General features: G+C 70.1%; 22 protein-coding genes. All 22 read right to left on the bottom strand.

Annotated elements, in window-relative coordinates:
- Positions 1 to 79 precede the first annotated feature (79 nt).
- The 22 genes from H7V21_RS00540 to H7V21_RS00435 all read right to left on the bottom strand — a co-directional run bounded on the left by H7V21_RS00540 (position 80) and on the right by H7V21_RS00435 (position 25409).
- Positions 80 to 1231, bottom strand: coding sequence for a DUF1501 domain-containing protein (locus H7V21_RS00540; RefSeq protein WP_188054716.1), 1152 nt, complete (start codon positions 1229 to 1231; stop codon positions 80 to 82).
- Between the two features lie 4 nt (positions 1232 to 1235).
- Entirely contained in the window at positions 1236 to 2693 is a 1458-nt protein-coding gene (locus H7V21_RS00535; protein ID WP_188054715.1) for a DUF1800 family protein, read from the bottom strand.
- 97 nt (positions 2694 to 2790) lie between these two features.
- Complete coding sequence (locus H7V21_RS00530) at positions 2791 to 3957, bottom strand: deoxyguanosinetriphosphate triphosphohydrolase (protein ID WP_188054714.1); 1167 nt, start codon at positions 3955 to 3957, stop codon at positions 2791 to 2793.
- Positions 3954 to 5519, bottom strand: coding sequence for an SPOR domain-containing protein (locus H7V21_RS00525; RefSeq protein ID WP_188054713.1), 1566 nt, complete (start codon positions 5517 to 5519; stop codon positions 3954 to 3956). Before H7V21_RS00525 ends, H7V21_RS00530 begins: the two co-directional genes overlap by 4 nt.
- Before the next feature lie 91 nt (positions 5520 to 5610).
- On the bottom strand, positions 5611 to 7170 hold the full coding sequence (gene ftsZ / locus H7V21_RS00520; RefSeq protein WP_188054712.1) for a cell division protein FtsZ: 1560 nt from the start codon (positions 7168 to 7170) through the stop codon (positions 5611 to 5613).
- 108 nt (positions 7171 to 7278) lie between these two features.
- Positions 7279 to 8538 carry a cell division protein FtsA gene (gene ftsA / locus H7V21_RS00515; protein WP_188054711.1) on the bottom strand — a complete coding sequence of 420 codons (1260 nt, stop codon included), beginning with the start codon at positions 8536 to 8538 and terminating at the stop codon, positions 7279 to 7281.
- A 22-nt stretch (positions 8539 to 8560) separates the two neighbouring features.
- Positions 8561 to 9466, bottom strand: coding sequence for a cell division protein FtsQ/DivIB (locus H7V21_RS00510; RefSeq protein ID WP_188054710.1), 906 nt, complete (start codon positions 9464 to 9466; stop codon positions 8561 to 8563).
- Complete coding sequence (locus H7V21_RS00505; protein ID WP_262504115.1) at positions 9463 to 10356, bottom strand: D-alanine--D-alanine ligase; 894 nt, start codon at positions 10354 to 10356, stop codon at positions 9463 to 9465. The genes H7V21_RS00510 and H7V21_RS00505 overlap by 4 nt, the downstream gene beginning before the upstream one ends.
- 32 nt (positions 10357 to 10388) lie before the next feature.
- Positions 10389 to 11189 (bottom strand): hypothetical protein, encoded by an 801-nt coding sequence (locus H7V21_RS15995; protein WP_262503935.1) that lies wholly within the window; start codon positions 11187 to 11189, stop codon positions 10389 to 10391.
- Positions 11190 to 11281: 92 nt separating this feature from the next.
- Positions 11282 to 12244: a UDP-N-acetylmuramate dehydrogenase gene (gene murB, locus H7V21_RS00495; RefSeq protein ID WP_188054708.1), complete on the bottom strand. Its 963-nt coding sequence runs from the start codon at positions 12242 to 12244 to the stop codon at positions 11282 to 11284.
- Positions 12208 to 12447: a hypothetical protein gene (locus H7V21_RS00490; RefSeq protein ID WP_188054707.1), complete on the bottom strand. Its 240-nt coding sequence runs from the start codon at positions 12445 to 12447 to the stop codon at positions 12208 to 12210. Before H7V21_RS00490 ends, murB begins: the two co-directional genes overlap by 37 nt.
- Positions 12444 to 13883 carry a UDP-N-acetylmuramate--L-alanine ligase gene (murC, locus tag H7V21_RS00485; RefSeq protein WP_188054706.1) on the bottom strand — a complete coding sequence of 480 codons (1440 nt, stop codon included), beginning with the start codon at positions 13881 to 13883 and terminating at the stop codon, positions 12444 to 12446. The genes H7V21_RS00490 and murC overlap by 4 nt, the downstream gene beginning before the upstream one ends.
- Complete coding sequence (gene murG, locus H7V21_RS00480) at positions 13880 to 15046, bottom strand: undecaprenyldiphospho-muramoylpentapeptide beta-N-acetylglucosaminyltransferase (protein WP_188054705.1); 1167 nt, start codon at positions 15044 to 15046, stop codon at positions 13880 to 13882. The genes murC and murG overlap by 4 nt, the downstream gene beginning before the upstream one ends.
- Positions 15043 to 16257: an FtsW/RodA/SpoVE family cell cycle protein gene (locus H7V21_RS00475; RefSeq protein WP_188054704.1), complete on the bottom strand. Its 1215-nt coding sequence runs from the start codon at positions 16255 to 16257 to the stop codon at positions 15043 to 15045. Before H7V21_RS00475 ends, murG begins: the two co-directional genes overlap by 4 nt.
- Positions 16254 to 17678, bottom strand: coding sequence for a UDP-N-acetylmuramoyl-L-alanine--D-glutamate ligase (murD, locus tag H7V21_RS00470; RefSeq protein ID WP_188054703.1), 1425 nt, complete (start codon positions 17676 to 17678; stop codon positions 16254 to 16256). The genes H7V21_RS00475 and murD overlap by 4 nt, the downstream gene beginning before the upstream one ends.
- A complete protein-coding gene (gene mraY / locus H7V21_RS00465) occupies positions 17675 to 18742 on the bottom strand; it encodes a phospho-N-acetylmuramoyl-pentapeptide-transferase (RefSeq protein WP_188054702.1) in 1068 nt (355 codons plus the stop codon). The genes murD and mraY overlap by 4 nt, the downstream gene beginning before the upstream one ends.
- Complete coding sequence (locus tag H7V21_RS00460) at positions 18742 to 20121, bottom strand: UDP-N-acetylmuramoyl-tripeptide--D-alanyl-D-alanine ligase (protein WP_188054701.1); 1380 nt, start codon at positions 20119 to 20121, stop codon at positions 18742 to 18744. Before H7V21_RS00460 ends, mraY begins: the two co-directional genes overlap by 1 nt.
- Positions 20122 to 20241: 120 nt before the next feature.
- Entirely contained in the window at positions 20242 to 21660 is a 1419-nt protein-coding gene (locus H7V21_RS00455) for a UDP-N-acetylmuramoyl-L-alanyl-D-glutamate--2,6-diaminopimelate ligase (protein WP_188054700.1), read from the bottom strand.
- Positions 21657 to 23357, bottom strand: coding sequence for a peptidoglycan D,D-transpeptidase FtsI family protein (locus tag H7V21_RS00450; protein WP_188054699.1), 1701 nt, complete (start codon positions 23355 to 23357; stop codon positions 21657 to 21659). The genes H7V21_RS00455 and H7V21_RS00450 overlap by 4 nt, the downstream gene beginning before the upstream one ends.
- On the bottom strand, positions 23354 to 23974 hold the full coding sequence (locus tag H7V21_RS00445; protein ID WP_262503934.1) for a hypothetical protein: 621 nt from the start codon (positions 23972 to 23974) through the stop codon (positions 23354 to 23356). The genes H7V21_RS00450 and H7V21_RS00445 overlap by 4 nt, the downstream gene beginning before the upstream one ends.
- On the bottom strand, positions 23974 to 24927 hold the full coding sequence (gene rsmH / locus H7V21_RS00440) for a 16S rRNA (cytosine(1402)-N(4))-methyltransferase RsmH (RefSeq protein WP_188054698.1): 954 nt from the start codon (positions 24925 to 24927) through the stop codon (positions 23974 to 23976). Before rsmH ends, H7V21_RS00445 begins: the two co-directional genes overlap by 1 nt.
- Positions 24924 to 25409, bottom strand: coding sequence for a division/cell wall cluster transcriptional repressor MraZ (locus H7V21_RS00435; protein ID WP_188054697.1), 486 nt, complete (start codon positions 25407 to 25409; stop codon positions 24924 to 24926). The genes rsmH and H7V21_RS00435 overlap by 4 nt, the downstream gene beginning before the upstream one ends.
- Between the last annotated feature and the right edge of the window lie 141 nt (positions 25410 to 25550).

Raw genomic sequence — 25550 nt, 5'->3', positions numbered from 1 at the left:
CCTCCCGAGGCACGGCGACAACGCGCGATCTGCAAGGGGCGACCCAAGCTGCGCTAATGCCGCCGCGCGGGCGAACGGATCAGGCGCGGACCAGCCCGTCCGTCGCGCCGGCGCGGCTGTCCGGGAACAGCGTCGCCATGGTGCGCGCCGGGTCGAGCCCGAAGTGCCCCGCAACGGCGCCGCCGAACAGCGAATCGATACCCAGCGTGGGCCGCAGATCGCGCCCCTCGAACAGCGCGGCGTCGCCGAGCCCGGGCCAGTCCGCGGTCACGCGCCCGCCGTCGACCGCACCGCCCAGCAGCATCGCGACCGAGGCGGTGCCGTGATCGGTGCCGCCGGTGCCGTTCACCTTCACCGTGCGGCCGAACTCGGTTGCGACGAGCACCATCGTCTCGCTCCAGAGCGGGCCGAGCCCCTGCTTGAGCGCCCCGACGAGCGAGTCGAGGCCCCGCAGCTGTGCCGCGAGCCGCCCGCGCTGCTGCGCATGCGTGTCCCAGCCGCCGGTCTCGATCATCGCGATCCGCGCGCCATTCTCCGCCGCGAGCAGCCGCGCGGCCAGCGCGCCGGTGGCGGCGGCGTTGCGCCCATTGTCGGCGGCAAGGTCGCTGGTGAGCATTCGCGTCGCGGTCGCGCTTTCCCAAGCAGCATGCAGCTGCGCGTCTCCTTCGTAGAGCGAAGCGACGCGCGCGAGCAGATCGTCGGATGCGTCGGGCAGCGCGGAGGGCGCGTAGGAAGCGACGTCCTCCGCGCCACGCAGCGCCATCGGCACCGCCGCCGAGATCGAGATCGCGCGCGCCTGTTGCGCCGGCAACAGCGACAACAGCCGGTTGAGCCAGCCGTCGCGCAGCCGGTATGCCGCCGTCCCGCCGGTTTCGAGCACATTCTGCCCGTCGAAGTGCGAGCGTTCGCGGTAGGGCGAGGCGACCGCGTGAACGAAGCGCGCTTCACCCGCGCGGTAGAGCGCCGCCACACCAGCGAGCGCCGGATGCAGCGCGAACATCGCGTCCAGCTTCGGCGCGTCGGCGAAATCCTCCGCCAGCACGCCGCGCTGCGAGGCGAAAGCGGGATCGCCCACCGGCGCCACGATGCCCAGCCCGTCGGCGGCACCGCGCTGGATCAGGAAGACGAACCGCCTGGCGGTCGGCGCTGCGGCGAAGAGCATCGTGCCGCCAAGCGGCGAGGCGAGCAGCGCGGCGCCGCCGGCCGCCATCAGAGTGCGTCGCGTGATCATCGCATCATCTCCGCAGGAATTCGGGGGCGACCAGCAGCAGCGCCAGCCCCTGCCCCGGGCTTTCCGCACGCGCGATCGCCTGCGCCGTTCCCTCGCTCAGCGCATCGGGGAACAGCTCGGCGGCGCGCGCACGCGCATCGACAAGATTGCGCGTGCGCTGCGCCATCCGTTCGGCGGCCTCCACCCGGCGCATCAGCGCGTCGGGTCCGGCCCAGCTCGCGGCGATATCGTCGTATCCCGCGGGCGATCCGGGCCGCCAGATCGGCTGACCGAGCTGGTTGACGAGGTTCGTCACGCCCTGCGTCGGCACTTCGCGCGTGCCGAGCGCGCGAAATGCCGCGAGCGACCATTCCCAGGGCGTGCGGAACTTCACCGGTGCCGCCACCCAGCATTCGGGCGCCTCGACGAGCACGCGATAGAGGCTCGGCAGGTCGCCGCCGGTGCGGAGAAATGCAGCCTCAAGCTTCGCGACGAGCGATGCGGGCGGCTCGTCGCCGGCGAAATGTCGCGCGAGCTTGGTCGCGACGTGGCGCGCGGTGGCGGGATGGAGCGCGAGGCTGTCGAGCACCGCAGCGGCCTGCCCCTCGCCCGCCTCCTGCGCATAGGCGCGGCCGAGGATCGTGCGCGTGCCCGGTTCGTGCAGCCGCTCGGCGAAGACGAAGCTGCCCGGCGCGTCGCCCACTCCGGCGAGCCGTGCGCCCGGCCCGTTGCCCAGCCCCGCGACCGTCCACCCGGTGAGCGCGCGCGCGAACTCCGTGACGTCGTTCTGGTCGTAGCCGGTGCGCACCCCCAACGTGTGCAGCTCGAGGATTTCGCGCGCGAGATTTTCGTTGAGGCCGAGCGCACGATCGGGCCGGCGGCGGCGCACGAGCTTTCCCGCGACGCTGTCCGGCCCCACCGACTGCGCCTGGTCCAGATAGAGCAGCATCGCGGGGTGCCGTTCGACCGCTTGGAGCATATCGGCGAAGCGCCCCAGCACATGGGGGCGAATCGCGTCGAACTCGAACGCTCCAACCAGTCCGGTGACGGTGAGCTTGTCGGCGGACACGGCGAAATGGTTCGCCCAGAAATGCACCAACCGCTCGACGAACGGCGCGGGCGTATCGAGCGCCGCCGCGGCGCGCGCGCCGACCGCCGCCGAATAGACCTCGCGCCCCTGCCGCCGCGCGAAGGCGCGCGCCTGCTGCGCGGGGTCGCGCATCGGCGCGGCATCGGGATCGGGATCGGCCATCGTCTCCGGCGCGGCGCGGCGCATCTCGCGGCGCTGCATCCGCACGTCGGTGAGATAATGGGCAAGATCGGCGGCGATCGCGGCGGTGCTCGGCAGCTGCGCGAGCGCAACTGGGCGCGCCTCGAACGCCCCGAACTGGTCGAGCAGCCAGCGCTTCGGCGCCTGCGGCGGCGCGTCGCCCGCGCGGCCGCCGAGGCCGAAGCGATTGAGCGCGATACTGACGTCGGACACGCGGCACCTCCTCGGGTGGCTGGCCCCCAAAATAGGAAGCAGCTGTCGCAGAAGTGTGTCAGCGGCCCGGTTCGGCGCGTGCCGCGGGCGCTTCGGCCTAAAATCCCTCGGGCAGGTCGATGGGACCGACCGCCTCGCAATAGCGCGCGACGGCATAGCGATCGGTCATCCCTGCGATGAAATCGGCGATGTGGCGGCTGCGCCAGGGCTCCTCGGCGGGCAGCTGCGCGTCCCAGCCATCGGGCATCAGCCCCGGATCGGCGGCATAGGCGGCGAACAGCCCGGCGATAATCCGCTCGGCATGATCGGCCGCGGTGAGCTGGTGCGGGTGATGATAGAGATTGGCGTACATGAAGCGTTTGAGCGCGCGCTCGCCGTCGCGCATCCCCGGCGAGAAACAGACCAGGCACTCGCCCGCCGCGCGCACATCCGCCTCGCTCTCGACGCCCGACGCCGCGATCTTCCCCCGCGTGGTTTCGAGCAGGTCGTTCACCATCATGCCGATCTGCGCGCGCACCAGCTCGCGCAGCAGCCGCTTGCGATCGACGCCGGGGAAGCGCGCCTCCACGCCGCGCCACGCCTCGGCGACCATCGGCTGTTCGAGCAACTGGTCGAGCGTCAGCAGCCCCGCGCGCAGCCCGTCGTCGATGTCGTGATTGTCATAGGCGATGTCGTCGGCGAGCGCCGCGACCTGCGCCTCCAGCGACGAATAGCTGCCCAGATCGAGCGGGAACGCCGCGTCCGCCGCCGCCAGTGCCCAGCCGGGATGGCGCACCGGCCCATTGTGCTTGGCCAGTCCCTCCAGCGTCTCCCAGCTGAGGTTCAGCCCGTCCCACAGCGGATAGGGATTTTCGAGGCACATCAGCGCGCGCAGCGTATGGCCATTGTGGTCGAACCCCCCGCGCCCCTCCAGCGCGTTCTTCAGCGCGCGCTCGCCGGCATGGCCGAACGGCGGATGGCCGATGTCGTGCGCCAGGCACAGCGCCTCGGTGAGATCCTCGTTCAGCCCCAGCGCGCGTGCGATCGTGCGGCCGATCTGCGCGACTTCGAGGCTGTGCGTCAGCCGCACGCGGAAATGGTCGCCGTCGGGCGCCATGAATACCTGGGTCTTGTGGCGCAGCCGGCGGAAGCTGATCGAATGGACGATCCGGTCGCGATCGCGCTGGAACGCGTCGCGCGGGCCGCGCGTGGTCCCGGTCTGTTCTTCGTAAAGACGGCCGCGGCTGGCGTGGGGATCGCACGCCCAGGGCGCGCGCGGACTCACCGGGTCGGAAGGCGGCGGATGCGCTGGCCCGCCTCGCTCTGGAAAGTGAAGGCGTCGATCTGCTCGGCCGCCAGCTGATTGACGAACGCCTGTGCCTCGCGCGCATTGGCGAAGGGGCCGACGAGCAGCCGGTTAGTCGCGCGCAGCGGCGTGGTCCACGCCTGCATTCCGCGAAATGCTTCGGGCGCCTCCCGCACCAGCCGCCGCCAGGTGAAGGGCAGCGCCGATTCATCGGCGCCGCCGGCCACCTGCACCCAGTAGCGCGCCGGCTCCTCGACCCGCGGATCGGGGCGCGCGGCCGGACGCGCCGCCGGGCGCTCGGCGCGCGGCGTGGCGGCCGGTGTGGGTGTGAGTGTGGGTGTGGGTGTGGGTGTGGGTGTCGGCGTCGCGGCCGGCGGAGATGCGGGCTGTTGCCTCGCCGCTCCGGTGACGGGCGCTTCTCGCTCGGGCATTGCCGCGGCCGGAGTCGCGGGCTCCTCGGCCACCGCCCGCACGGGTGCGGGGGCCGGTGCCGGTGCAGGCGTCGGGGCGGCTGTCTGCGCAGGCACGGGTTCGGGCGGAGCGGCAGGGGTTGGTGCAGGGGCAGGCGCCGGACTGGGCGCTGGCGCCACGCGCACCGCCGAACCCCGAGGCGCACTCTGTTGTTGCTGCCGCCGCTGCTGCCGCGCCGCCTCGCGGGCGCGACGGCGGCTGTTGCGATCGGATCGCGCGGCCGGAGCCGGCTGTGGCCCGGCCTGCGCGAAAGTGGCGGGCGGCGCAGCGGCCACGCGCGGCAGCGGGGGCGCCAGCTGCGCATCGGCCAGCCGCTCCGGAGTCGCCGAAATCTCGCCGAAGTGGACAGCGAACGCGCGATCGGCGGGGCCGAGTTCGGCCAGCCGGCGGAAGAAGGGCGTCAGCGCCAGCCCCATATTGCCCGGGAGCACATTCTCGGCGATCCGCTCGGCGCCGGCGACATCGCCGTTCATCGCCATGACGAAGGCGCGCGCGCGCCAGGCCGCGCCGTCGCTCCGCCGCAGCAACGGATCGAGCAGCGCCATCGCCTCCTCGGCTTCTCCCGAAATACCGAGCGACAGCGCGAGCCGCCGGATCGTCTCGTCGTCGGGCTCCTGCTCGAGCGCCAGCCGGTAATCGCGCTGCGCCAGCGCCTGGGCGCCGAGGAGATCATAGGCGAAGCCCCGATCGCGCGCGAAACGCACGGGCGGCACTCCCGCCGCCTCTGCCCGGGCAAACAGGTGCAGTGCCTCGCCCGGCCGCTGCAGCAGCGCCAGCGCCGCGGCACGGCCCGCGAGGATTCGTGGATCGTTCGGCTCGACTGCCTCGGCGCGCGCGAAAAAGGCCAGCGCGGCGGCAGGATCGTTCAGCCGGACGCTCAGTGCGCCGGCCGAAAGCAGCGCGCGCAGGTCCTGCGGATCTTCGGTGAGGACGCGAATCTCCTGGGCCAGGCGATCGGCGTTCGGAGTCGGCGGCATGACGACTTCCTGCGCACGCGCAGGCGCGCTCACGCCGGGCACCGCGAGCGCCAGCGCAAGCCCACTCGCGGAGAAAAGGCGAATCCGTCTCATGCGTGATTCCAGGCTAGGGTGCGCCGCCGCCCGTGGGCAAGCGGCGCCGCCGCTGCGCTCGGTCAGCCGAGCCGCAACGGCGACGAAGCCCTTACTGGTTGTTCTGGCGATGCAGGAAGCGCGGAATATCCAGCGGATCCTTGTCCGCATCGTCCTCGTCCTGCTTGCCGCCCCCGCGCGAGGCCGAGGCCATGCGCTCGAACAAGGTCCCGCCGGTCTTGGCGCGGCCCCCGCGCTGCGCGGGCGCCGATGCCGGCGCAGGCGCCGCTTCTTCCTCGCCATCGCCGTCGGTGAGCCAGCGGCGGCGGCTGCCGAAGTCGCCCGGAGGCGCACGTTCGGCACTCGGCTGCGGTGCAGGCTGCTGCGGCGTCGGTGCCGGCTGTTCGGGCACGGCCGCGTCGCTGCCGAGGATCAGCTCGTCGGACTCGCCATCGTCGGCATCGGCCGGCGCGGAAGGCGCTTCGGGCTCGGCCGCGGCCTGCGGCGGCGAATATTCCTCGGGCACGGCCGGGGCCGGTGCAGCCTGGCGCTCCTGCGTCTCCGGCTGCTCGCTCTGTCCGGCCTGCTCGGGCGCCATCTGCGGCTGCGAGAAACCCGGCTCGGCCGAACGGCGCGGCGTGCCGAACGAGAAGACGCGCGGCTGTTCGGCGGCGCTCGGCGCCGGTGCCGCGCTTTCGGTGCCCTCGCCGGCCTCGATGCCGGTCGCGACGACCGAAACGCGGATCTTGCCTTCCAGCTCGGGATTGAACGCCGAACCCCAGATGATGTTGGCGTCGGGATCGACCAGTTCGCGGATGTGGTTCGCCGCTTCGTCGACTTCGAGCAGGCGCATGTCCTCGCCGCCGGTGATCGAAACGATCACGCCCTTGGCGCCGTTCATGCTCACGCCGTCGAGCAGCGGGTTGGCGATCGCCTTCTGCGCCGCCTCGATCGCGCGGGCGTCGCCTTCGGCCTCGCCGGTGCCCATCATCGCCTTGCCCATCTCCTGCATCACCGCGCGCACGTCGGCGAAGTCGAGGTTGATGAGGCCCGGCATGACCATCAGGTCGGTGATGCCGCGCACGCCCTGCTGCAGCACTTCGTCCGCCATTTCGAACGCTTCCTTGAACGTCGTGTTGGCGTTCGCGATCAGGAAGAGATTCTGGTTGGGAATGACGATCAGCGTATCGACGTACTTCTGCAGCTCCTCGATGCCCGCCTCGGCCGAATTCGCCCGGCGCTTGCCCTCGAAGGCGAACGGCTTGGTGACGACGCCGACGGTCAGGATGCCCATGTCGCGCGCGGCCTTGGCGATCACCGGTGCGGCGCCGGTGCCGGTGCCGCCGCCCATGCCCGCCGCGAGGAAGCACATATGTGCGCCCTCGAGCGCCTTCTGCACCTGCTCGATCGTCTCCTCGGCCGCGGCGCGGCCGATCTCGGGCCGCGATCCGGCGCCGAGGCCCTGGGTGATCTTGGCACCCAGCTGGATGCGGTGCCCCGCCTCGCTGAGCTTGAGCGCCTGCGCGTCGGTGTTCGCGACCAGGAACTCCACGCCCTGCACATCGGCGCGGATCATGTTCGCGATCGCGTTGCCGCCCGCGCCGCCCACACCGATGACGGTGATCTTGGGCGTCAGCTCGTCCACTTCGGGCGGAAGGAATTCGATACTCATCGCCTGGTCTCCTGTCGCGTTCGCTGCACCCCGGAACGCGGTTCAAACGCCTTCTGCACGAACGATTCCGCCGACTCTAGTGCAAACACGGAATATCGTCGCAATTCTTTAATAGTTCGCCCGGAATGCCGCCATCAGCCGAGCCAGCATCGCACGCGGGCTCGCCCGCGTCACCAGCTGGTGCGCGGGCTGGAGCGCGCGCAGATCGACCGGGTCGGACGCGGCGTATTTCGCGAGCCCTGCGAGCGTGGCGAACGCCGGTCCTGCATGCGCGTCGGGCAGCGCCACCAAGCCCTTCGGCCGTCCGACGCGCACCGCACTTCCCAGCGCCTGCTGCGCGTAATCGGCGATCCCCTTCAGCTCGGCGCCGCCGCCGGTGAGCACGATCTGGCGCCCCACCGGATCCTCGAACTTGAGCTTGCGCAGCTCCTTCTGGATTTCCTGCATCAGCCGGTCGAGCCGCTGGCGGACGACGGCGATCAGCTGCGCCTTGGTGATCCGCGACGATTCGGCGCCGTCCTCGGCATTGGCGGGGGCCACGTCGATCATGTCGTGATTGTCGCGCGGGCTCATATTGGCCGAGCCGTGATAGCATTTCGCCCGCTCGGCCCAGGCGCGGCCGGTGCCGAACGCCGAGGCGACGTCGTCGGTGATGTCGGCCGATCCCATCGCGATCGAAGCGAGTCCGGTCAGCACCCCGCCCTGAAACACCGAGACATTGGTCACGGCCGCGCCGATCTCGACCAGCGCCACGCCCAGCTCGCGCTCCTCTTCGCTCAGCGTCGCCAGGCCGGTGGCGACCGGCGCGGCGATGATCGACTGCACGTTCAGGTGCGCCGAGCGGACGCACAGGTCGAGGTTGCGCACCGGCGAACCCTCGGTCGCCACCACATGCACGTCGACTCCCAGCCGGTCGGCGTGCAGCCCCAGCGGCCGCTTCACCCCCGCCAGCCCGTCCAGCGTATAGCGGGTCGGCTGGGCATGGAGCACCATCCGCCCCATCGGGTCGATCGCGTCGCGGCCGGCGCGCAACAGCGCGTCGATGTCGCCCTGTTCGACGCGGTGTCCGCCCAGATCGACTTCGAGCTTGACGATGTCCGAGATCAGCCCGCCCGCCGAGAAGCTGACCCACACGTCCTCGATGTTGGTGCCGGCGATGCGCTCGGCCTGCTCCACCGCTTCGCGGATCGCGATTTCGGTGGCGTGCATGTCGGCGACATAGCCGCGCTTCACGCCCTTGCTCTCGCGCTGGCCGGTGCCGAGCACAATCAGCTCGCCGCCCTCGGCCTTCTGCGCGATCAGCGCCGACACTTTCGACGAGCCGACGTCGAGTGCGGTGATCAGTCCTTCGGGTGCCGCCTTCGCCATGTCCCTGCCCCTGTCCTGCCCGTTACGAGGTCGTCGTCACGCCCGCGCCGGGCGCCGTGGTTTCCGAGCCCTGCCGCCGCAGCACCAGCTTCGACGGGTCGCGCATGTCGAAACTGATATAGCCGCGGCCCAGCAGCCGCTGGTCGCGGTCGAGCTCGGCGAATTTCGCCAGCGCGGTCGCCGCCGCCGATTCGCCTTCGGGAAGCTGCAGCCGCTCGCCGGTGTCGAACAACAGGTCCCAGCGCCGGTTGCCGATCCAGCGCGATGCGCGCACCATCGGCTTGAGCGCCGGCGCCGCCATCATCAGCCGCTCGCGCGCCGCTTCCTTCTCGTTCGCGCCCTCGCCGATCAGCAGCGGCAGATCGGGCATCGCCTCGCGCCGCACCGGCTCGAGCAGCTCGCCGCTCGCGTCGATCAGCATCAGCTGCTGGTTCTGCTGCCAGATCGCCGCCGGCTCGCGCTCGACGACATGGATCATCAGCGTATCGGGTAGCCGCCGCGACACGCGTGCATCCGCGATCCAGGGAAAGCGGATCAGCCGCTCGCGCACGCCCTCCAAGTCGACGAGCGGCATCGCCCGGCTCTCCTGGTCGAGCGCCTGGGCATAGACCGCCATCCGATCCATCCGGTCGAGCCCGGTCACTTGGATCTGCGCGACCCGGAAGCCCGCGCGCCCCACTGCCTCGGCCGTCGCCACGCCTGCGCGCTGCGGCAGTCCGAACCAGGTCGCGATGCCCAGCGCCACCGCCAGCACCACGCCGACGATGCCCGCCGTGGCCACCCGCCGCAGCGCCGCTTCGCTGAGCGGCAGCGCGGCGATCGCCTGGTCGAGCATGCTCGGCTTGCGTGCCTTTCGCTTCGCCTGCGGCCGCCGCTTGGTGGCCGGCTTGCGCCGCGTGTTCGTGCGTCGGGCCGGACGGCGGCTCACTGCAGCGCCTCCTCCACGATCCGCTGGACCAGCGCGGCATAGTCGATGCCGCAATGCCGCGCCTGCTCGGGCACCAGGCTGAGCGGAGTCATCCCCGGCTGGGTGTTCACTTCCAGCAGGAACAGCCCGTCGATTCCCTGGCTGTCGTCCCAGCGGAAATCGGAACGCGACGTTCCCTTGCAGCCGAGCAGCCGGTGCGCCTCGCGTGCGATCCGCATGCAGGCGTCGGCGATCTCGTCGGGGATTTCCGCCGGAAAGACGTGCTCGGTCAGCCCGTCGGTATATTTCGCGTCATAATCGTAGAAGCCGCTCTTGGGCTTGAGCTCGGTCACGCCCAGCGCGTCGGTGCCGAGCACGGCGCTGGTCAGTTCGCGCCCGCGGATGAACGGTTCGGCGAGCAGCTCGTCGAACTCCTGCCAGGGGCCGCGCGCGTCGTGCGCGATCGGATTGCCCATATTGCCTTCGTCGGTGACAATCGCAACGCCCACCGACGATCCTTCGTTGACCGGCTTGAGCACATAGGGTCGCGGCAGCGGATCGCGCTCGTACAGCGTTTCGGTGCGCACGATGCGCCCGCCGGGCATCGGGATGCCATGCGGCACCAGCGCCTGTTTGGTGAGCTGCTTGTCGATCGCGATCACCGACGTGACGAGCCCCGAATGGGTGTATTTCAGCCCCATCAGGTCGAGCATGCCCTGCACCGTGCCGTCCTCGCCGGGGGTGCCGTGGAGCGCGTTGAACACCAGATCGGGCCGCGCCTCGCTGAGCTTCACCGCGACGTCGCGCCCCATGTCGATCCGCGTCACGCGATGCCCGAGCGATTCGAGCGCATCGGCGATGCCCGTGCCCGACATCAGCGAAACCTCGCGCTCGGCCGACCAGCCGCCCATCAGCACGGCGATGTGAAGGGGAGCAAACTCTGTCACCACAATTCCTCGTCGCCCCTGCGCAGGCAGGGGCCCATGGCGGTTTCGTCGCGGACCACCGCCGGCGGCAGGTCGCCCCCGCCCAGTGTCGGTCGGTGCGAAGCCTCAACCAGAGATAGGCTCCCACCTTCGCGGGAGCGACGGTTGCGGCGTACGGCCACCCGGGCGCGCCGGATTTCCCCTTCGAGCGCGATACCGCTCGTCGCCGCGCTCACGTTGCGCAGGAAATTCATGTGCTTCTCGCTCACCTGCGCGGCGCCCCTGCGCAGGCCGCGGCGTCCGGCCCAGCCAATCGGCTCCCAAGCCTTGTACCCGCCGGGATTCTCTAAGCCCAACCCGTCGCCCCTGCGCAGGCAGGGGCCCATGGCTGCTTCGTCGCGGACCACCATCGGCGGCACATCGCCCGCGCCCTGTGTCGACCGGCGGGGCAATCCAACCAGAGATAGGCTCCCGCCTTCGCGGGAGCGACGGTTGCGGCGTACGGCCACCCGGGCGCGCCGGATTTCCCCTTCGAGCGCGATACCGCTCGTCGCCGCGCCCAGGTTGAGCGGGAAATTCATGTGCTTCTCGCTCACCTGCGCGGCGCCCCTGCGCAGGCCGCGGCGTCCGGCCCGGTCAATCGGCTCCCAAGCCTTGTACCCGTCGGGATTCTCTAAGCCCAACCCGTCGCCCCTGCGCAGGCCGCGGCGTCCGGCCCGGTCAATCGGCTCCCAGGCCTTGTACCCGTCGGGATTCTGTAAGCCCAACCCGTCGCCCCTGCGCAGGCAGGGGCCCATGGCTGCTTCGTCGCGGACCACCGTCGGCGGCACATCGCCCGCCCGCGGTGTCGGTCGGTGCGAAGCCTCAACCAGAGATAGGCTCCCACCTTCGCGGGAGCGACGGTTGCAGCTCACTTCGCCACTCCCACGCGCTGGATTTCCCATTCGAGCTCGACGCCGCTCGCCGCCTTCACTTTCGCGCGGACTTCCTCGCCCAGCGCCTCGATGTCGGCGCTGGTGGCGTCGCCCAGATTGAGCAGGAAATTGGTGTGCTTCTCGCTCACCTGCGCATCGCCCCTGCGAAGCCCGCGGCAGCCGGCCTTGTCGATCAGCTCCCATGCCTTGGCGCCGTCGGGGTTCTTGAAGGTCGATCCGCCGGTGCGGCTGCGCAGCGGCTGGCTCGCCTCGCGCTCGGCGGCGATGCGGTCCATCTCGGCGCCGATCGTCGCCGGGTCGCCCGGAACGCCTTCGAACAGCGCGCCGACCACCACCGCGCCCTCCGGCAGCGCCGAATGGCGATAGGTATAGGCGAGCTTCTCGGCGGGCCAGCTCTGGATATAGCCGTCGCGCGTGACGACCATCGCCTCGACCAATATGTCCGAAACGTCGCGACCATAGGCACCCGCGTTCATCCGCACCGCGCCGCCCACCGTGCCGGGAATGCCGCGCAGGAACTCGAGTCCCGCGATTCCCGCGTCGCGCGCCGCGCTGGCCACGGTGATCCCCATCGCCGCCGCGCCGACGCGGATGCGGTTGCCCGGCTCGACCTGGAGCTTGGCCATCGCCTTGGGCAGCCGGATCACCACGCCCGGCACGCCGCCGTCGCGAACGATCAGGTTCGATCCGACGCCTACCGGCAGCACCGGCACCTCCGCCGGCAACGCGGCAAGGAAATCGGCCAGCGCGTCGACGCTGTCGGGGCGCACCAGCCACTCGGCGGGCCCGCCGGTGCGGAACCAGATGAAGTCGGCGAGGCTGCCGTTCGGCTCGACGCTGCCCTGCACCTCGGGAATCGCCACCCCGGCCCGGGCCTCGGCAGCGGTATGCGGCAATGCGCTCACTTCCACCCCCAGAAGCTCGCCCAGGCCTTCCATGCGTCGAGATTCGCCTCCACCGCCTTGCGGCCGGCCTGCTGCATCGCTTCCATCTGCTTTCCGGCGTCGAGCATCTGCTGGGTCGCGTCGCGATGCGCCTGCGCGCTCGTGTCGACCATCTTCTGCGCGGCTTTCATCTGCGCCTGCTGCGCGCGCAGAATTTCGCGCTGCATCTCCACTGCGGTCGAGAACCAGTCGCTCATGCCCGTGCCTCCGCTTCCGCCATTCGCTCCTCGATCGCCGGGGCCAGCTCGGCGGCCCAGCGCGTAATGTCTCCCGCGCCCAGGCAGACGATCCTGTCGCCGGGCCGGATCGCGTCGGCGAGCGCCGTCGCCAGCTCCGCCTGATCCTCCACCGTCGCTGCCGAGCGGTGGCCGCGCAGCTTGATCGTTTCGACCAGCGCCGCCGAATCGACGCCCTCGACCGGTTCCTCGCCCGCCGCATAGACGGGAGTGACGAGCACCATGTCGGCGTCGTTGAAGCCGCGCGCGAACTCTTCCATCAGACTGCCGAGCCGCGAATAGCGGTGCGGCTGCATCACGGCGATCACGCGCCCTTCGGCGCTTTCGCGCGCCGCCGCCAGCACCGCCTGTATCTCGACCGGGTGGTGCCCGTAATCGTCGATCACCTGGACCGGCGATCCACCGTCGAGGGATATTTCACCAACCTTGGTGAACCGGCGCTTGACGCCGCCGAACTGCGCGAAGCCGTTGCAGATCGTCTCGTCGGCGATACCCAGCTCCAGCGCCACGCCGATCGCCGCCAGCGCGTTCTGAACATTGTGGCGCCCGGGCATCGGCAATTCGACGCCTTCGAGCGTGCGAGTCGATCCGTCGCGCTGGCGCACCACCACGTCGAAGCGATTGCCGCCGGAAACCGGAGTCACGTTCACGCCGCGCACGTCGGCCGACGCCGCGAAGCCATAGGTCACGATCCGCCGGTCGCGCACGCGCGGAATGATCGCCTGCACTTCGGGGTGGTCGAGGCAGAGCAGCGCGGCGCCATAGAAAGGCACATTCTCGACGAACTCGACGAATGCGTCCTTCACGCGGTCGAAACTGCCATAATGGTCGAGATGCTCGGGATCGATGTTGGTCACGACCGCGATCGTGCCGTCGAGCCGCAGGAAGCTGCCGTCGCTTTCGTCGGCTTCGACGACCATCCAGTCGCTCGCGCCCAGCCGCGCGTTCGAGCCATAGCTGTTGATGATGCCGCCGTTGATCACGGTGGGATCTACTCCGCCCGCGTCGAGCAGCGCAGCGACCATGCTGGTGGTGGTCGTCTTGCCGTGCGTGCCGGCCACCGCGACGGTGGACTTCAGCCGCATCAGCTCGGCCAGCATCTCGGCGCGGCGGACCACGGGAATGCGCCGTTCGAGCGCCGCCTCCACTTCGGGATTGCCGCGCTGGATCGCAGTGGAGATCACGACCACCGCCGCATCGGCCACATTGTCCGGCGCATGGCCGATCATCACCGGAATGCCGCGCGCCTTCAGGCCCTGGACGACATAGCTCTCGGCGATGTCCGATCCCTGCACCCGATAGCCCAGATTGTGCATCACCTCGGCGATGCCGGACATGCCGATGCCGCCGATGCCCACGAAGTGGATCGTGCCGATGTCGGTCGCGACTCCCCTCATGCCGGCGCCAGCCTTCCGTTCGCGGCCCGGGGCTTTGCCCGGGCGATTCCGAGGCCCGCCGATTCCCACGGCGCGTCGATGCTTTCCACCAGATCGGCGAGGTCGCGCGCGGCGTCGGGCCGGCCGCAACCGCGCGCACGCGCCGCGGCATTCTCCAGCCCCTGCGTGTCGAGCCCGAGCTTCTGGATCTGCTTGGCGAGTTCGGACGGCGTGAAATTCTTCTGCTGGATCGTCCGCGCGCCGCCTGCATCGCTGATCTCGCGCGCGTTGGCGGTCTGATGGTCGTCGGTGGCGCTGGGCAACGGGACGAGGATCGCCGGCCGACCCGCGGCGGTCAGCTCGGCGAGGGTCGAGGCGCCGGCGCGCGCGATCACGATATGCGCCCAGGCGAGATGCTCGGGCAGATCGGGCAGATAGGTGGCGACTTCGGCGGGAATGCCATGCTCGGCATATTTGGCGCGCACCCGATCGATGTCCTCGACGCGCGCCTGATGAGTCACTTGCATGCGGCGGCGGAAATGCACCGGCAGCAGCGCGAGGCCGTCGGGCACCACCTGGCTCAGGATCGAGGCGCCCTGGCTGCCCCCGGTCACCAGCACGCGGAAGATGCCGTCCTCCTCGAGCAGCGGATAGGGGCGCTGGCGCAGCGCCAGCACCGCCTCGCGCACCGGATTGCCGACGAGGTGCGTCTTGCCGCGCCACCCGTCCTTCATCCGGTCGACTTCGGCATAGGAAGTGGCGATCGCGTCCACCTTGCCGGCGACGAAGCGGTTCACGCGCCCGAGCACTGCGTTCTGCTCGTGAACGATCGTCGGTATCCCCGCGCGGAACGCCGCCATCAGCGCGGGCAGCGCGGGATAGCCGCCGAAGCCGATCACCGCCGACGGGCGATAGCTGCGATAGAATTGCAGCGCCATCGAGCGCCCCGCCATCACGTTGCGCGCCGCCTTCAGCCAGCCGAGCGGTCCCCCGCCCAGCCGCCCGGCGGGCAGCACATGCGTCTCGATGTCGTCGAACAGTCCGGGAAAGCGGACGCCGCGATCGTCGCTCACCAGAGCGACGTGGTGGCCGCGCTCGCGCAGCTCGGCCGCCAGCGCGGCGGCGGGCACCATATGGCCCCCGGTCCCGCCGGCTGCGAGGACATAGTTTCGTGGCTGATTCATGTGCCGCTCCCGCGCGCCAGATAAGCAGAGCGGGTCAGATACGGGTTTCGCCGCGTGAATGCGAGCAGCAGTCCCATCCCCAGCGACAGCGCGATCATCGACGACCCGCCATAGCTGATGAACGGCAGCGTCATCCCCTTGGAGGGCGCCAGTCCCGTGTTGACCGCCATGTTGATCACCGCCTGCACGCCGAACTGCGCCGCGAGTCCCGCCGCGGCGAGCAGGCGGAACACATCCTCCTCGTCGAGCAGCTTCATGAACACGCGCACGACGATCGCGAGATAGAGGATCGCGATGATGCCGCAGGTGATGAGGCCGAATTCCTCGCCGACCACCGAGAAGATGTAATCGGTATGCGCCTCGGGCAGGCGGAACTTCACCGTTCCGCCGCCCGGCCCGGTGCCGGTCAGCCCGCCCGCGGTCAGCGTCGCTTCGGCCATGTTGGTCTGATACTGGTCGCCCAGCGCGCCGTTCGGGTCGGGGAAGAAGAAGGAATTGATGCGGTTGCGCGCGGTGTCGTAGAAAAGATAGGCGGCAACCACGCCCGCCAGTCCAAGCCCGATCAGCCCGCCGATCCACGCGAGCGAGAAGCCCGCGATCATCAGCAGGATCAGCCACACCGCGCCGAACACGATCGTCTGCCCGAAATCGGGCTGCATCATCAGGAACGCGCCCACCAGCGCCGTCATCCCGCCGGTGATGAACAGCACCGGAAGGCCCGGATCCTTCGCGCGCAGCGACAGCACCCAGGCGATCGCGACGATGAACAGCGGCTTCAGGAATTCCGAGGGCTGGAACTCGGCGATGCCCACCCCCAGCCAGCGTCGCGCGCCGTTCGCCTCGACTCCGATGAACGGCGTGAGCGCCAGCAGCACGAAGAACAGCGCCGCTCCGATCAGGGCGCCGCGCCGCGCGATCCGCACCGGGAACATCGAAATCGCCACCATCACCGGCACCGACATCGCCACCCAGGCGATCTGGCGCCAGAAATAATACATCGCGGGCACCTGCACCGCGCCGTCGGAATAGCGCCGTGCGGTCGCGGGCGACGCCGCCGCCACCGCGACCAGCCCGATCGCCATCAGCAGCAGCGCGAGCAGGATCAGGACGCGGTCGATCTCCCAGAACCACAGGCCCGCGGGCGATTTGCTCGTCCGCCCCAGCTGGTTGGCGACTCGGCCGCGCAGGCCATCGGGACGCGCGGCGCTCATGCCATGGCCTCGATCAGCCTGCGGAATGCGTCGCCGCGATCCTCATAGTCGCGGAACTGGTCGAACGAGGCGCAGGCCGGCGAGAGCAGCACCGTGTCGCCCGGAACGGCGGCGGCCGCGGCCGCCTGCACCGCCCGGTCGAGCGTGTCGCAACGCACCACCGGCATTTCGGGAGCGAGCAGCGTCTCGAACAGCGCGGCCGCCTCGCCGATCGCATAGGCGCGCACGACATTGCCGAAGCCGGGGCGGCACGCCTCCAGCTCGTCGGTCTTGGCCTGGCCGCCGACGATCCAGTGAATCCGCTCGAACGCCTGCAATGCCGGCGCGGTTGACGTGGGATTGGTCGCCTTGCTGTCGTTCACCCACAGCACGCCGTGCTTCGTCCCCACGCGCTCCATCCGGTGCGGCAGCCCCGGAAAGCTCGCCAGCCCCGCGTCGATGTCTTCGCGAGCCACGCCAAGCGCCTCGCACGCGGCGATCGCGGCGAGCGCGTTCTGCGCATTGTGCGGACCCTGCAACGCCGGCCAGTCCTGCACCATGCACGCGCCGGGCGCGATCTTCGTCAGCGCTTCGGATCGGCCGGAGGTCGCCAGGTCGCGCGCGATCGCCGCCGAGGCCGCGTCGCCGATCCCGATCACCGCGGCATGCCCGGCCGACTGCATTGCGAACAGCCGCGCCTTCGACGCGGCATAGCTCTCGAACCCATCGTAGCGGTCGAGATGGTCGGGCGTGATGTTCAGCAGCACCGCCACCTCGCAATCGAGACTTTGCGTGAGGTCGATCTGATAGCTCGACAGCTCGAGCACATAGACTCCGCCCTCGGGCAGCGGGTCCTGCGCCAGGATCGGCAGGCCGATGTTGCCGCCCATCCGAGCCGGAATCCCTGCCGAATCGAGAATATGGTGGATCAGCGCCGTCGTGGTCGACTTGCCGTTGGTGCCGGTGATGCCGACCACCCGATGGGGCGGCAGTTCAGGCCGCGCCTGGGCGAACAGCTCGATGTCGCCGATCAGCGGCACGTTTGCGGCGCGCGCGTGCGCGGCGATCGGGTGCCGGTTGATCGGCACGCCGGGAGACACGACGACGCCCGCATAGCCGGTGAGATCGAGAGAGAGCGGATCGGCAAGCGTCAATTCCTCCCCGGTACGGGGAGGGGGACCATCCGAAGGATGGTGGAGGGGGAGCGCCTCACGAGACTCGGTCGTATCGAGAGCGTGTGCGTCGCCGCCACCCCCCTCCACCGCGCTGCGCGCGGTCCCCCTCCCCGTACCGGGGAGGAGTTGATCGCGCCGCGCCGCGTCGCCGTCCCACGCGGTCACGCGGGCGCCGCTCGCCAGCAGCGCGCTCACCGTCGCCGTCCCGGAGCGTGCCAGCCCCAGCACCGCATGGCGTTTGCCGCTCCAGGTGGTGGATATGATCATCGCAGCTTGAGAGTCGAAAGTCCCGCGAGCGCCAGCACGAAGGCGATGATCCAGAACCGGATCACCACCGTCGGCTCGGACCAGCCCATCTGCTCGAAATGATGATGGATCGGCGCCATCTTGAACACGCGCCTGCCGGTCCGCTTGTAGAAGAACACCTGGATGATGACCGACATCGCCTCGACGACGAACAGGCCGCCGATGATCCCCAGCACGATCTCGTGATGCGCGGTCACCGCGATCGCGCCCAGCGCGCCGCCCAGCGCCAGGCTGCCGGTATCGCCCATGAAGACCGCCGCCGGCGGCGCGTTGAACCACAGGAACGCCAGCCCCGCGCCGATCATCGCGCCGCAGAAGATCGCCAGATCGCCCGCGCCGGCGACGTGCGGAATGCCCAGATAGGTCGCATAGTCCGAACGGCCGACCAGATAGACGATCATCATGAACGCGATCGACGCGATGATCACCGGCATCGTCGCCAGCCCGTCGAGCCCGTCGGTCAGGTTCACCGCATTGCCGAACGCCACAATCGTGAACGCGGCGAAGGGGATGTAGAAATAGCCGAGGTCGAACCGCTGGCTGACGAACGGCAGATACAGCTCGGTCCCGCTCTGCTGGACGATGATCCAGCTCGCGACGCCCGCGATCAGGAATTCGCCCGCCAGCCGCACGCGGCCGGAAACGCCCGCGGTCTTCTGTTTGCGCACCTTGTCGTAATCGTCGAGGAATCCGATCATCCCGAAGCCGAACGTCACGAACATACATGCCCAGACGAAGGTGTTCGACAGGTCCATCCACAGCAGGATCGACGCGACCAGGCTGGTGAGGATCATCAGCCCGCCCATCGTCGGCGTCCCGCGCTTGGCGAGATGGCTCTGCGGCCCGTCGTCGCGGATCGGCTGGCCCTTGCCCTGGCGCACGCGCAGCCAGCCGATGAAGCGCGGGCCGATGATCAGGCCGATCAGCAGCGCCGTCGCCACGGCCGCGCCGGTGCGGAACGACAGATAGCGGAACAGGTTGAGAACGCCGGGGAACCCCAGAAGGTCGGCGAGCCAGTACAGCATTATGCCCTTCCCGCCAGCGCCGCCACCACGTTCGCCAGCCCGATTGCGTTCGATCCCTTGACGAGAACCGCATCCCCCGGCGCCAGAACCGCCGCAAGGCGATCGCGCGCGGACGCGGCATCGGCCACATGGACGAATTCGACCCTGCCCTCAAGTTCCTTCGCGAGCGCGGCCATCGCATCACCCACCAGAATCGCATAGCCGACGCCTGCGGCGCGCACCGGCTCGGCAAGCCCGGCATGATAGTCGGCGCTCGCCGCGCCCAGCTCGCGCATCTCGCCCAGCACCGCCAGCTTGCGCGTGCCCTGCGCCTCGGCGAGCACCGCCAGCGTCGCGCGCATCGAAGCCGGATTGGCGTTGTAGCTCTCGTCGATCACCAGCGCCTCGCCGCCGTCCACCGCCGCGAGGAAGCGTGCGCCGCGCCCCGGCAGGCCGCCCAGTTCGGCCAGCGCCAGACCGGCAAGCTCCAGATCGCCGCCGGCGGCGTCCACCGCGGCGAGCACCGCCATGGCGTTCGCCACCCAGTGGCTGCCCGGCTGCCCCAGTGTAAAGCTCAGCTCGCCGCCCGGCAGCCGCGCGGTGATGAAGGTGCCGCCGGTGCGGGTCTTCATCGTCTCGACCGCGCGCACGTCGGCGCCTTCATTCAGCCCGAAGGTCACGATCCGCTCCGCGTGCGGCTTGGCCGCGGCGATCAGCCGGTCGCGATGCGGGCTGTCGAACGGCACGATCGCAGTGCCGCCGGGCTCGAGCCCCTGGAAGATCTCGCCCTTGGCGTCGGCGATCGCGCTCTCGTCGCGGAAAAATTCGGTATGCGCCGGCGCGATCGTCGTGACGAGCGCCACGTGCGGGCGCACGATGCGGGTGAGCGCGGCCAGCTCGCCGGCATGGTTCATCCCCATTTCGAACACGCCGAAGCGCGCGTCGCGCGGCATCCGCGCAAGGCTCAGCGGGACGCCGGTGTGGTTGTTGTAGCTCTTGACCGAGCGGTGCGCGGTCCCCGGCTCTGCACGGTCGAGCGCCGCGAACAGCGCCTCCTTGGTGCCGGTCTTGCCGACCGATCCGGTCACGCCGATCACCTTGCCCGCCGTCCGCGCGCGGCTCGCGCGCGCCAGATCCTCGAGCGCCGCCATCGTGTCGGCCACGCGGACATGCGGCTGGTCGCATTCGGCGCTCACGAGCGCGCCCGCCGCGCCGCGCCCGAACGCCTGGGGCAGGAAACGATGCCCGTCGGTCGTCTCGCCCGAGAGCGCGACGAAGAGATCGCCGGGAGCGACTTCGCGCGAATCGAACGTGACCCCGGTGACGGCGAAGTCGCCCGAAGCAGTGCCGTTCGTCGCGGCGGCGATTTCGGCAGAGGTCCAGAGGCTGTCAGCCGTCATGCGCCGCCCCGTTCTTCCCGAGCGAAGTCGAGGGACGTGCCGCGAACGACAGGCGAGGTGTCTCGACTGCGCTCGACACGATCGGATCGGGATACGAGCCTTCCCCTGTGTCGCACCGCCTCACGCCGCGCACTCGCGCGCGACGCTCACATCATCGAACGGCAGCACCAGTTCGCCCACGATCTGCCCCTGTTCATGCCCCTTGCCCGCCAGCAGCACGATGTCCTCCGGCCCCGCTTCGGCGATTGCCGCGGCGATCGCCTCGCGCCGCCCGCCGATCTCGCGCGCACCGGCCACGCCCTTCAGGATCTCGGCGCGGATCGCCGCCGGGTCCTCGCTGCGCGGATTGTCGTCGGTCACGATCACCACGTCGGCGCCCGATCGGGCGGCCATGCCCATCGGCTCGCGCTTGCCGCGATCGCGGTCCCCGCCCGCGCCGAACACCACGATCAGCCGCCCCGCCGTGTGCGGCTTCAGCGCCGCCATCGCCGCCTCGAGCGCATCGGGCGTATGCGCATAATCGACATAGACCGGAGCACCGGCCTTGGTGATGACCGCGCGCTCCAGCCGCCCGCGCACCGGCTGCAGCCGGGCAAGGTTCGACAGCGTCTGCGCCACGTCGCCGCCGGTCGCGATCACCAGCCCGGCTGCGGTCAGCGCATTCGCCGCCTGATAGGCGCCGATCAGCGGCAGCGTCAGCTTGTGCGCGCGCCCCTCGGCTTCGACCACCAGCCCCTGGCCGAGCAGCGTCGGATCGCGCGAGACCAGCCGCAGCGTGTCGCCGCGCGTGCCGACGGTGACGAGCCGGTTGCCGCGCGCCTGGGCGAGATCGATCACCCGTGCCGAATATTCGCCGTCGTCGGCCCACACCACGGCGGTTCCGTCCGGCGCCAGCACGTCGGTGAACAGCCGCAGCTTGGCGCAGAAATAGGCCGCCATGTCGCCGTGATAATCGAGATGGTCGCGGCTGAGGTTGGTGAATGCCGCCGCCTGCGCCGGGATCCCCTCGGTCCGATATTGGGTAAGCCCGTGGCTCGACGCTTCGAAGGCGACATGCGTCACACCTTCGCGCGCCAGCCCGGCGACGTTCGAAAGGAAGGTGACGACGTCGGGTGTCGTCAGCCCGGTCGAGACGCTTTCGTCGGCGGTCGACACGCCGAGCGTGCCGATCGAGGCCGCGTGATGCCCCGCCATCCGCCAGAGCTGGCGGGTGAGCTCGACCGTCGAGGTCTTGCCGTTGGTTCCGGTGACGGCGACCGCGGTTTCCGGGAACGGCGCGAAAAAGGCCGCGGCCAGCCGCGCGAAGCGCTCGCGCGGGTTGGCGTCGGCGATATGGACCGCGCCTTCGACACGCGCTTCGGGCCGCGCCACCACGGCGACCGCGCCGCTGCGCACCGCTTCGGCGATGAAATCCTCGCCGTTGACGCGCGCGCCCTGAAAGGCGCCGAACACCGTTCCCGGCGCCACCTTGCGATGATCGATCGCGAATCCGGTCACGACGGCGGTTTCGTTTCCGCCGGTCAAGCTGCCCAGCTTCATTGGCCCGCCGCTTCCTGGCCGGGCGCCTTCCACAGCAGCGGCTGGAGTTCGGCGAGGTTCACGTCACGGCGCGGATCGGGAATCACTCCCAGCATCGGGCCGGTACGCTGGATCACGCGCGAGACTACCGGCGCGGCGGTCCAGCCGGCGGTGCGCTGTCCGAAGGAGGCGGCGGTTCCTTGAGGCGAATCGAGCATGGCGATCACCACATAGCGCGGCGCGTCCATCGGGAAAGCCGCTGCGAAGGTCGAGACGTTCTGACTGTGCGAATAGCCGCCGTCGCCTGTCTTCTCGGCGGTCCCGGTTTTCCCGCCGACGCGATAGCCGGCTGCATCGGCATTGCGGCCGGTGCCCTCGGTGACGATCAGCCGCAGGAGCTGGCGCATCCGCGCGCTGGTGCTTTCGGAAAACACGCGCTCGCCTTCGGGCGGCGCGCCCGCGGGCGTGCGCAGCAGCGTCGCCGGGCGCCAGATGCCGCCGTTCACCAGCGCGGCATAGGCTTGCGCGAGATGCAGCGGCGTTACGGCGATGCCATGGCCATAGGCGACCGTCATCGTCGTCGTCTCGCCCCAATAGTTCGGCCACAGCGTGCGGCCGGTCTCGATCTCGATCTGCGGGCGAGTGTCGAAATGGAGCTTGCGGAACATCTCCTCGATCCGCTCGCGGCCCAGCTCGGCGGCGATCCGGGCGGTCGCGATGTTCGACGAGTGGATCAGTGTCTCGGGAATGTTGAGCCAGCGGTTCTGCGCATGGTCGTCGCGAATCGTGAATCGGCCGACCTTGAGCGGCTCGGTCGCGTCGAAGCGCCGCGCCATCGACGATACCGCACCGCTCTCGACGGCCAGCGCGGCGGCAATCGGCTTGAAGGTGGAGCCGAGCTCATAGACCGATTGCGTGACGTTGTTCATCGGCGCCACGGTGCCGTTGACGTTGTTCGGATTGAAGCTCGGCAGCGAGACCATGCCCAGCACTTCGCCGTTCGCCACGTCGAGGATCACGCCCGCCGCGCCGGCTGCCTGGAAATCGGCCATCGCGCGCGCCAGCTCATTCTCCAGCGCCGCCTGCACGCGCAGGTCGATCGAAAGCTGCACCGGCTCGGAGCGCGCCTCGGGATCGGTGAGCTGCGCGTCGAGCACGCGCTCCATCCCGCGCAGCCCCTTGCCGTCGCGGTTGACGTAGCCGAGCACATGCGCCGCCAGCGCTCCCTGCGGATAGAGCCGCTCGGGCTCGCGGCTGAAGCCGATGCCCGGCTCGCCCAGCGCGTTCACCTGCGCCACCAGCTCGGGCAGCGCGCGGCGGCGCAGATAGCGGAAGCTCGTGTCCGCGGTCAGCTGGCGATGATACCAGGCGGCGCTCTTCTCGGGCATCAGCGCATGCAGCTCGCGCGCCAGCTCGGCCTTGTCGCCGATCACGCGATCGGGATGCACGCCGATCGTCCAGGCGTCGATGGTCCGCGCCAGCGGCGTGCCGTTGCGGTCGGCGATGTCGCCGCGCAGCGGCAGCAGCACCGCCGCGGTGTTGCGGATCGAACGCGGTTCGGCGCCGATGCCGAGCACCGCCAGCCGTACCAGAATCGCCAGCACCGCCGCGGCGAACAGCAGCAGCAGCATCATCAGCCGCACCTGCGCGACGGCGACCAGCGACGCACGCGCGCCGCCGGACCGCTCCTGCGCGGGAGGTGCGACCAGCACGATCACTGCAGCGACGCCCGTTCGGCCTGTGCGCTTTGCCGCAGTTCGGCGAGCGTGCCCGCGCTCAGCAGCCTGTCGTCGAGCATCGCAACCGCTTCGCCGGCGCCGCGCTCGATCAGGCGGTTGTCGCGCTGGGCATAGCGCACCGGGCCGCGCACGGGCTCGCGCTGGCGCTCCTGCTCCGGCGCAGCGGCGCGGGCGGGCGCCGGGGTCGGCGCGGCGCGCACTGCAGGCCTCGGCGCGACATTCTCCGCCTGCTCGATCGGCGCGGCCGCCGTCGGCGAGGGCGCATCGGCCGGCACCAGCAGCGAGGCGTGCTGCAATCCGCCCTCCATCGCGTCGAGGCTGGCGAGCTGCTGCGCATCGGCAAGATACTGGTCCGGGCCCGGCGCCGCCATCGCCAGCACGTCGCCGTTCCAGCGCTGCAGCTGCGCGAAGTTGGCGCGCGTGTTGAACTCGGTCTCCAGGTCGCGGATGTCCTTGTGCGCCTTCGCGATCGCCGCTTCCATCGCGGCGAGATCGGCGCGCTCGGCGGCGACCTGGCTGGTCACCAGATAACAGGCGGGCGCCACGATCATGCCGCAGAGGAACCAGCCCAGTCCCTTCAAGCCATAATCCGCCATCACTCTACTCCTTCACGCGTCGACCAGGGGGCGGCCGCGGTCCGCTGCGCCACGCGCAGCGTCGCCGACCGGGCCCTTGGGTTTCGGGCGATTTCCGCCTCGCTGGCGCGCACCGCGCGCCGGGGTGTTTCAAAACTCGGCTCTGCCCGATCGCGGATGACCGGGCGATGACGCGATCCCGCAGGCTCGGATCCGCTGCGCGTCCGCAGGAAGCGCTTCACGATCCGGTCCTCCAGGCTGTGGAACGTCACCACCGCCAGCCGCCCGCCCGGCTTCAGCACGCGCTCGGCGGCCTCCAGCCCCTCGGCCAGTTCGTCGAGCTCGCGATTGAGGTGGATGCGGATGGCCTGGAACGCCCGCGTCGCCGGGTCCTTCTTCTCGTGCGGCCGATGCCCTAACGCTTTCCTAACCACGTTCGCGAGTTCGGAAGTCCGCTTAAGGGGCCTTGCGGAGACGATCGCCGCAGCCACCCGGCGCGAGCGCGGCTCCTCGCCATAGCGATAGAGCACGTCGGCGATCTCGCCTTCGTCGGCGGTGTTCAGCCATTCCGCCGCGGTCAGCCCCGATCGGCTCATGCGCATGTCGAGCGGCCCGTCGGCCTGGAACGAAAAGCCGCGATCGGCCTCGTCGAGCTGCATCGACGAGACGCCGATATCCATCGTCACGCCATCGACCGGCGCGAGCCCGCGACGGTCCAGCTCGCCCTCCATCGCGGAGAAAGGCGCCTCGATCAGCACCAGCCGCCCGCCGCTCGCCGCGAGCAGCGGCTGACCGCCCTCGATCGCGTTCGGATCGCGATCGAAGGCGGCCACCTCGGCTCCCCGCTCGAGGAACGCCCGGGTATAGCCGCCCGCCCCGAAGGTCGCGTCGACATGCCTCTCGCCAGGCACGATGGCGAGCGCCGCGACGACTTCGTCGAGCAGGACGGGGATATGGGGGGCGTCGTGCGTCACAGCGCGACTCCCTTCTGCTGGCACAGGAATTCGCACATCTCGCGCAGGAAGGGATCGACGTCGGGCGCCTGCATCAGCTGCTCGGGCGCCCAGATGTCGAAAGTATCGCCCGCGCCGGAGAAAAAGGCCCAGCGGCCGATCTTCGCCTTCTGGCGGAAGAAGGTGGGCAGCACGAAGCGGCCGCTGCCGTCGAACGGCGCCTTTTCCACCTGACCGAAGGCGCGGCGCTTGGCGCGCAGATCGACGGTTTCGCCGCGGTCGATCGCCAGCCGCTCGATGCGCTCGAGCCGCGCATGCAGCTCCTTCGACCAGGCAAGATCATAGGCAGTGAGGCAGGGATCGATTTCGCTCATGCCGACGACGACCTGGCGCACGTCGGAATTCCGCTCGGCCGCGTTGCGCAGGTCGGCGGGGATCGCGACGCGACCCTTTTCGTCGACCGACTGCAGCGCGAAGCCTTCGTAGAGTTCCCGATCCGTCACGCGCACCCCTGCACGAGGCACGCACTTTCCCGCCCCGGGAAGCGCGGTCGCGTGACCGGCCCCGGCTGCACCCAGCCGACGGAGAAAAGGGACGTGCCCCCTTAACCATCATTGGTAGCAAGAAACGCATTGGGAGGCAAC

Origin of the sequence: Sphingosinithalassobacter sp. CS137, assembly GCF_014334115.1 — a bacterium.
Taxonomy (GTDB): Bacteria; Pseudomonadota; Alphaproteobacteria; order Sphingomonadales; family Sphingomonadaceae; genus Sphingomonas.
The sequence above is the reverse complement of the archived record's forward strand: the minus strand, read 5'-3'. Positions and strand labels throughout refer to the sequence as shown.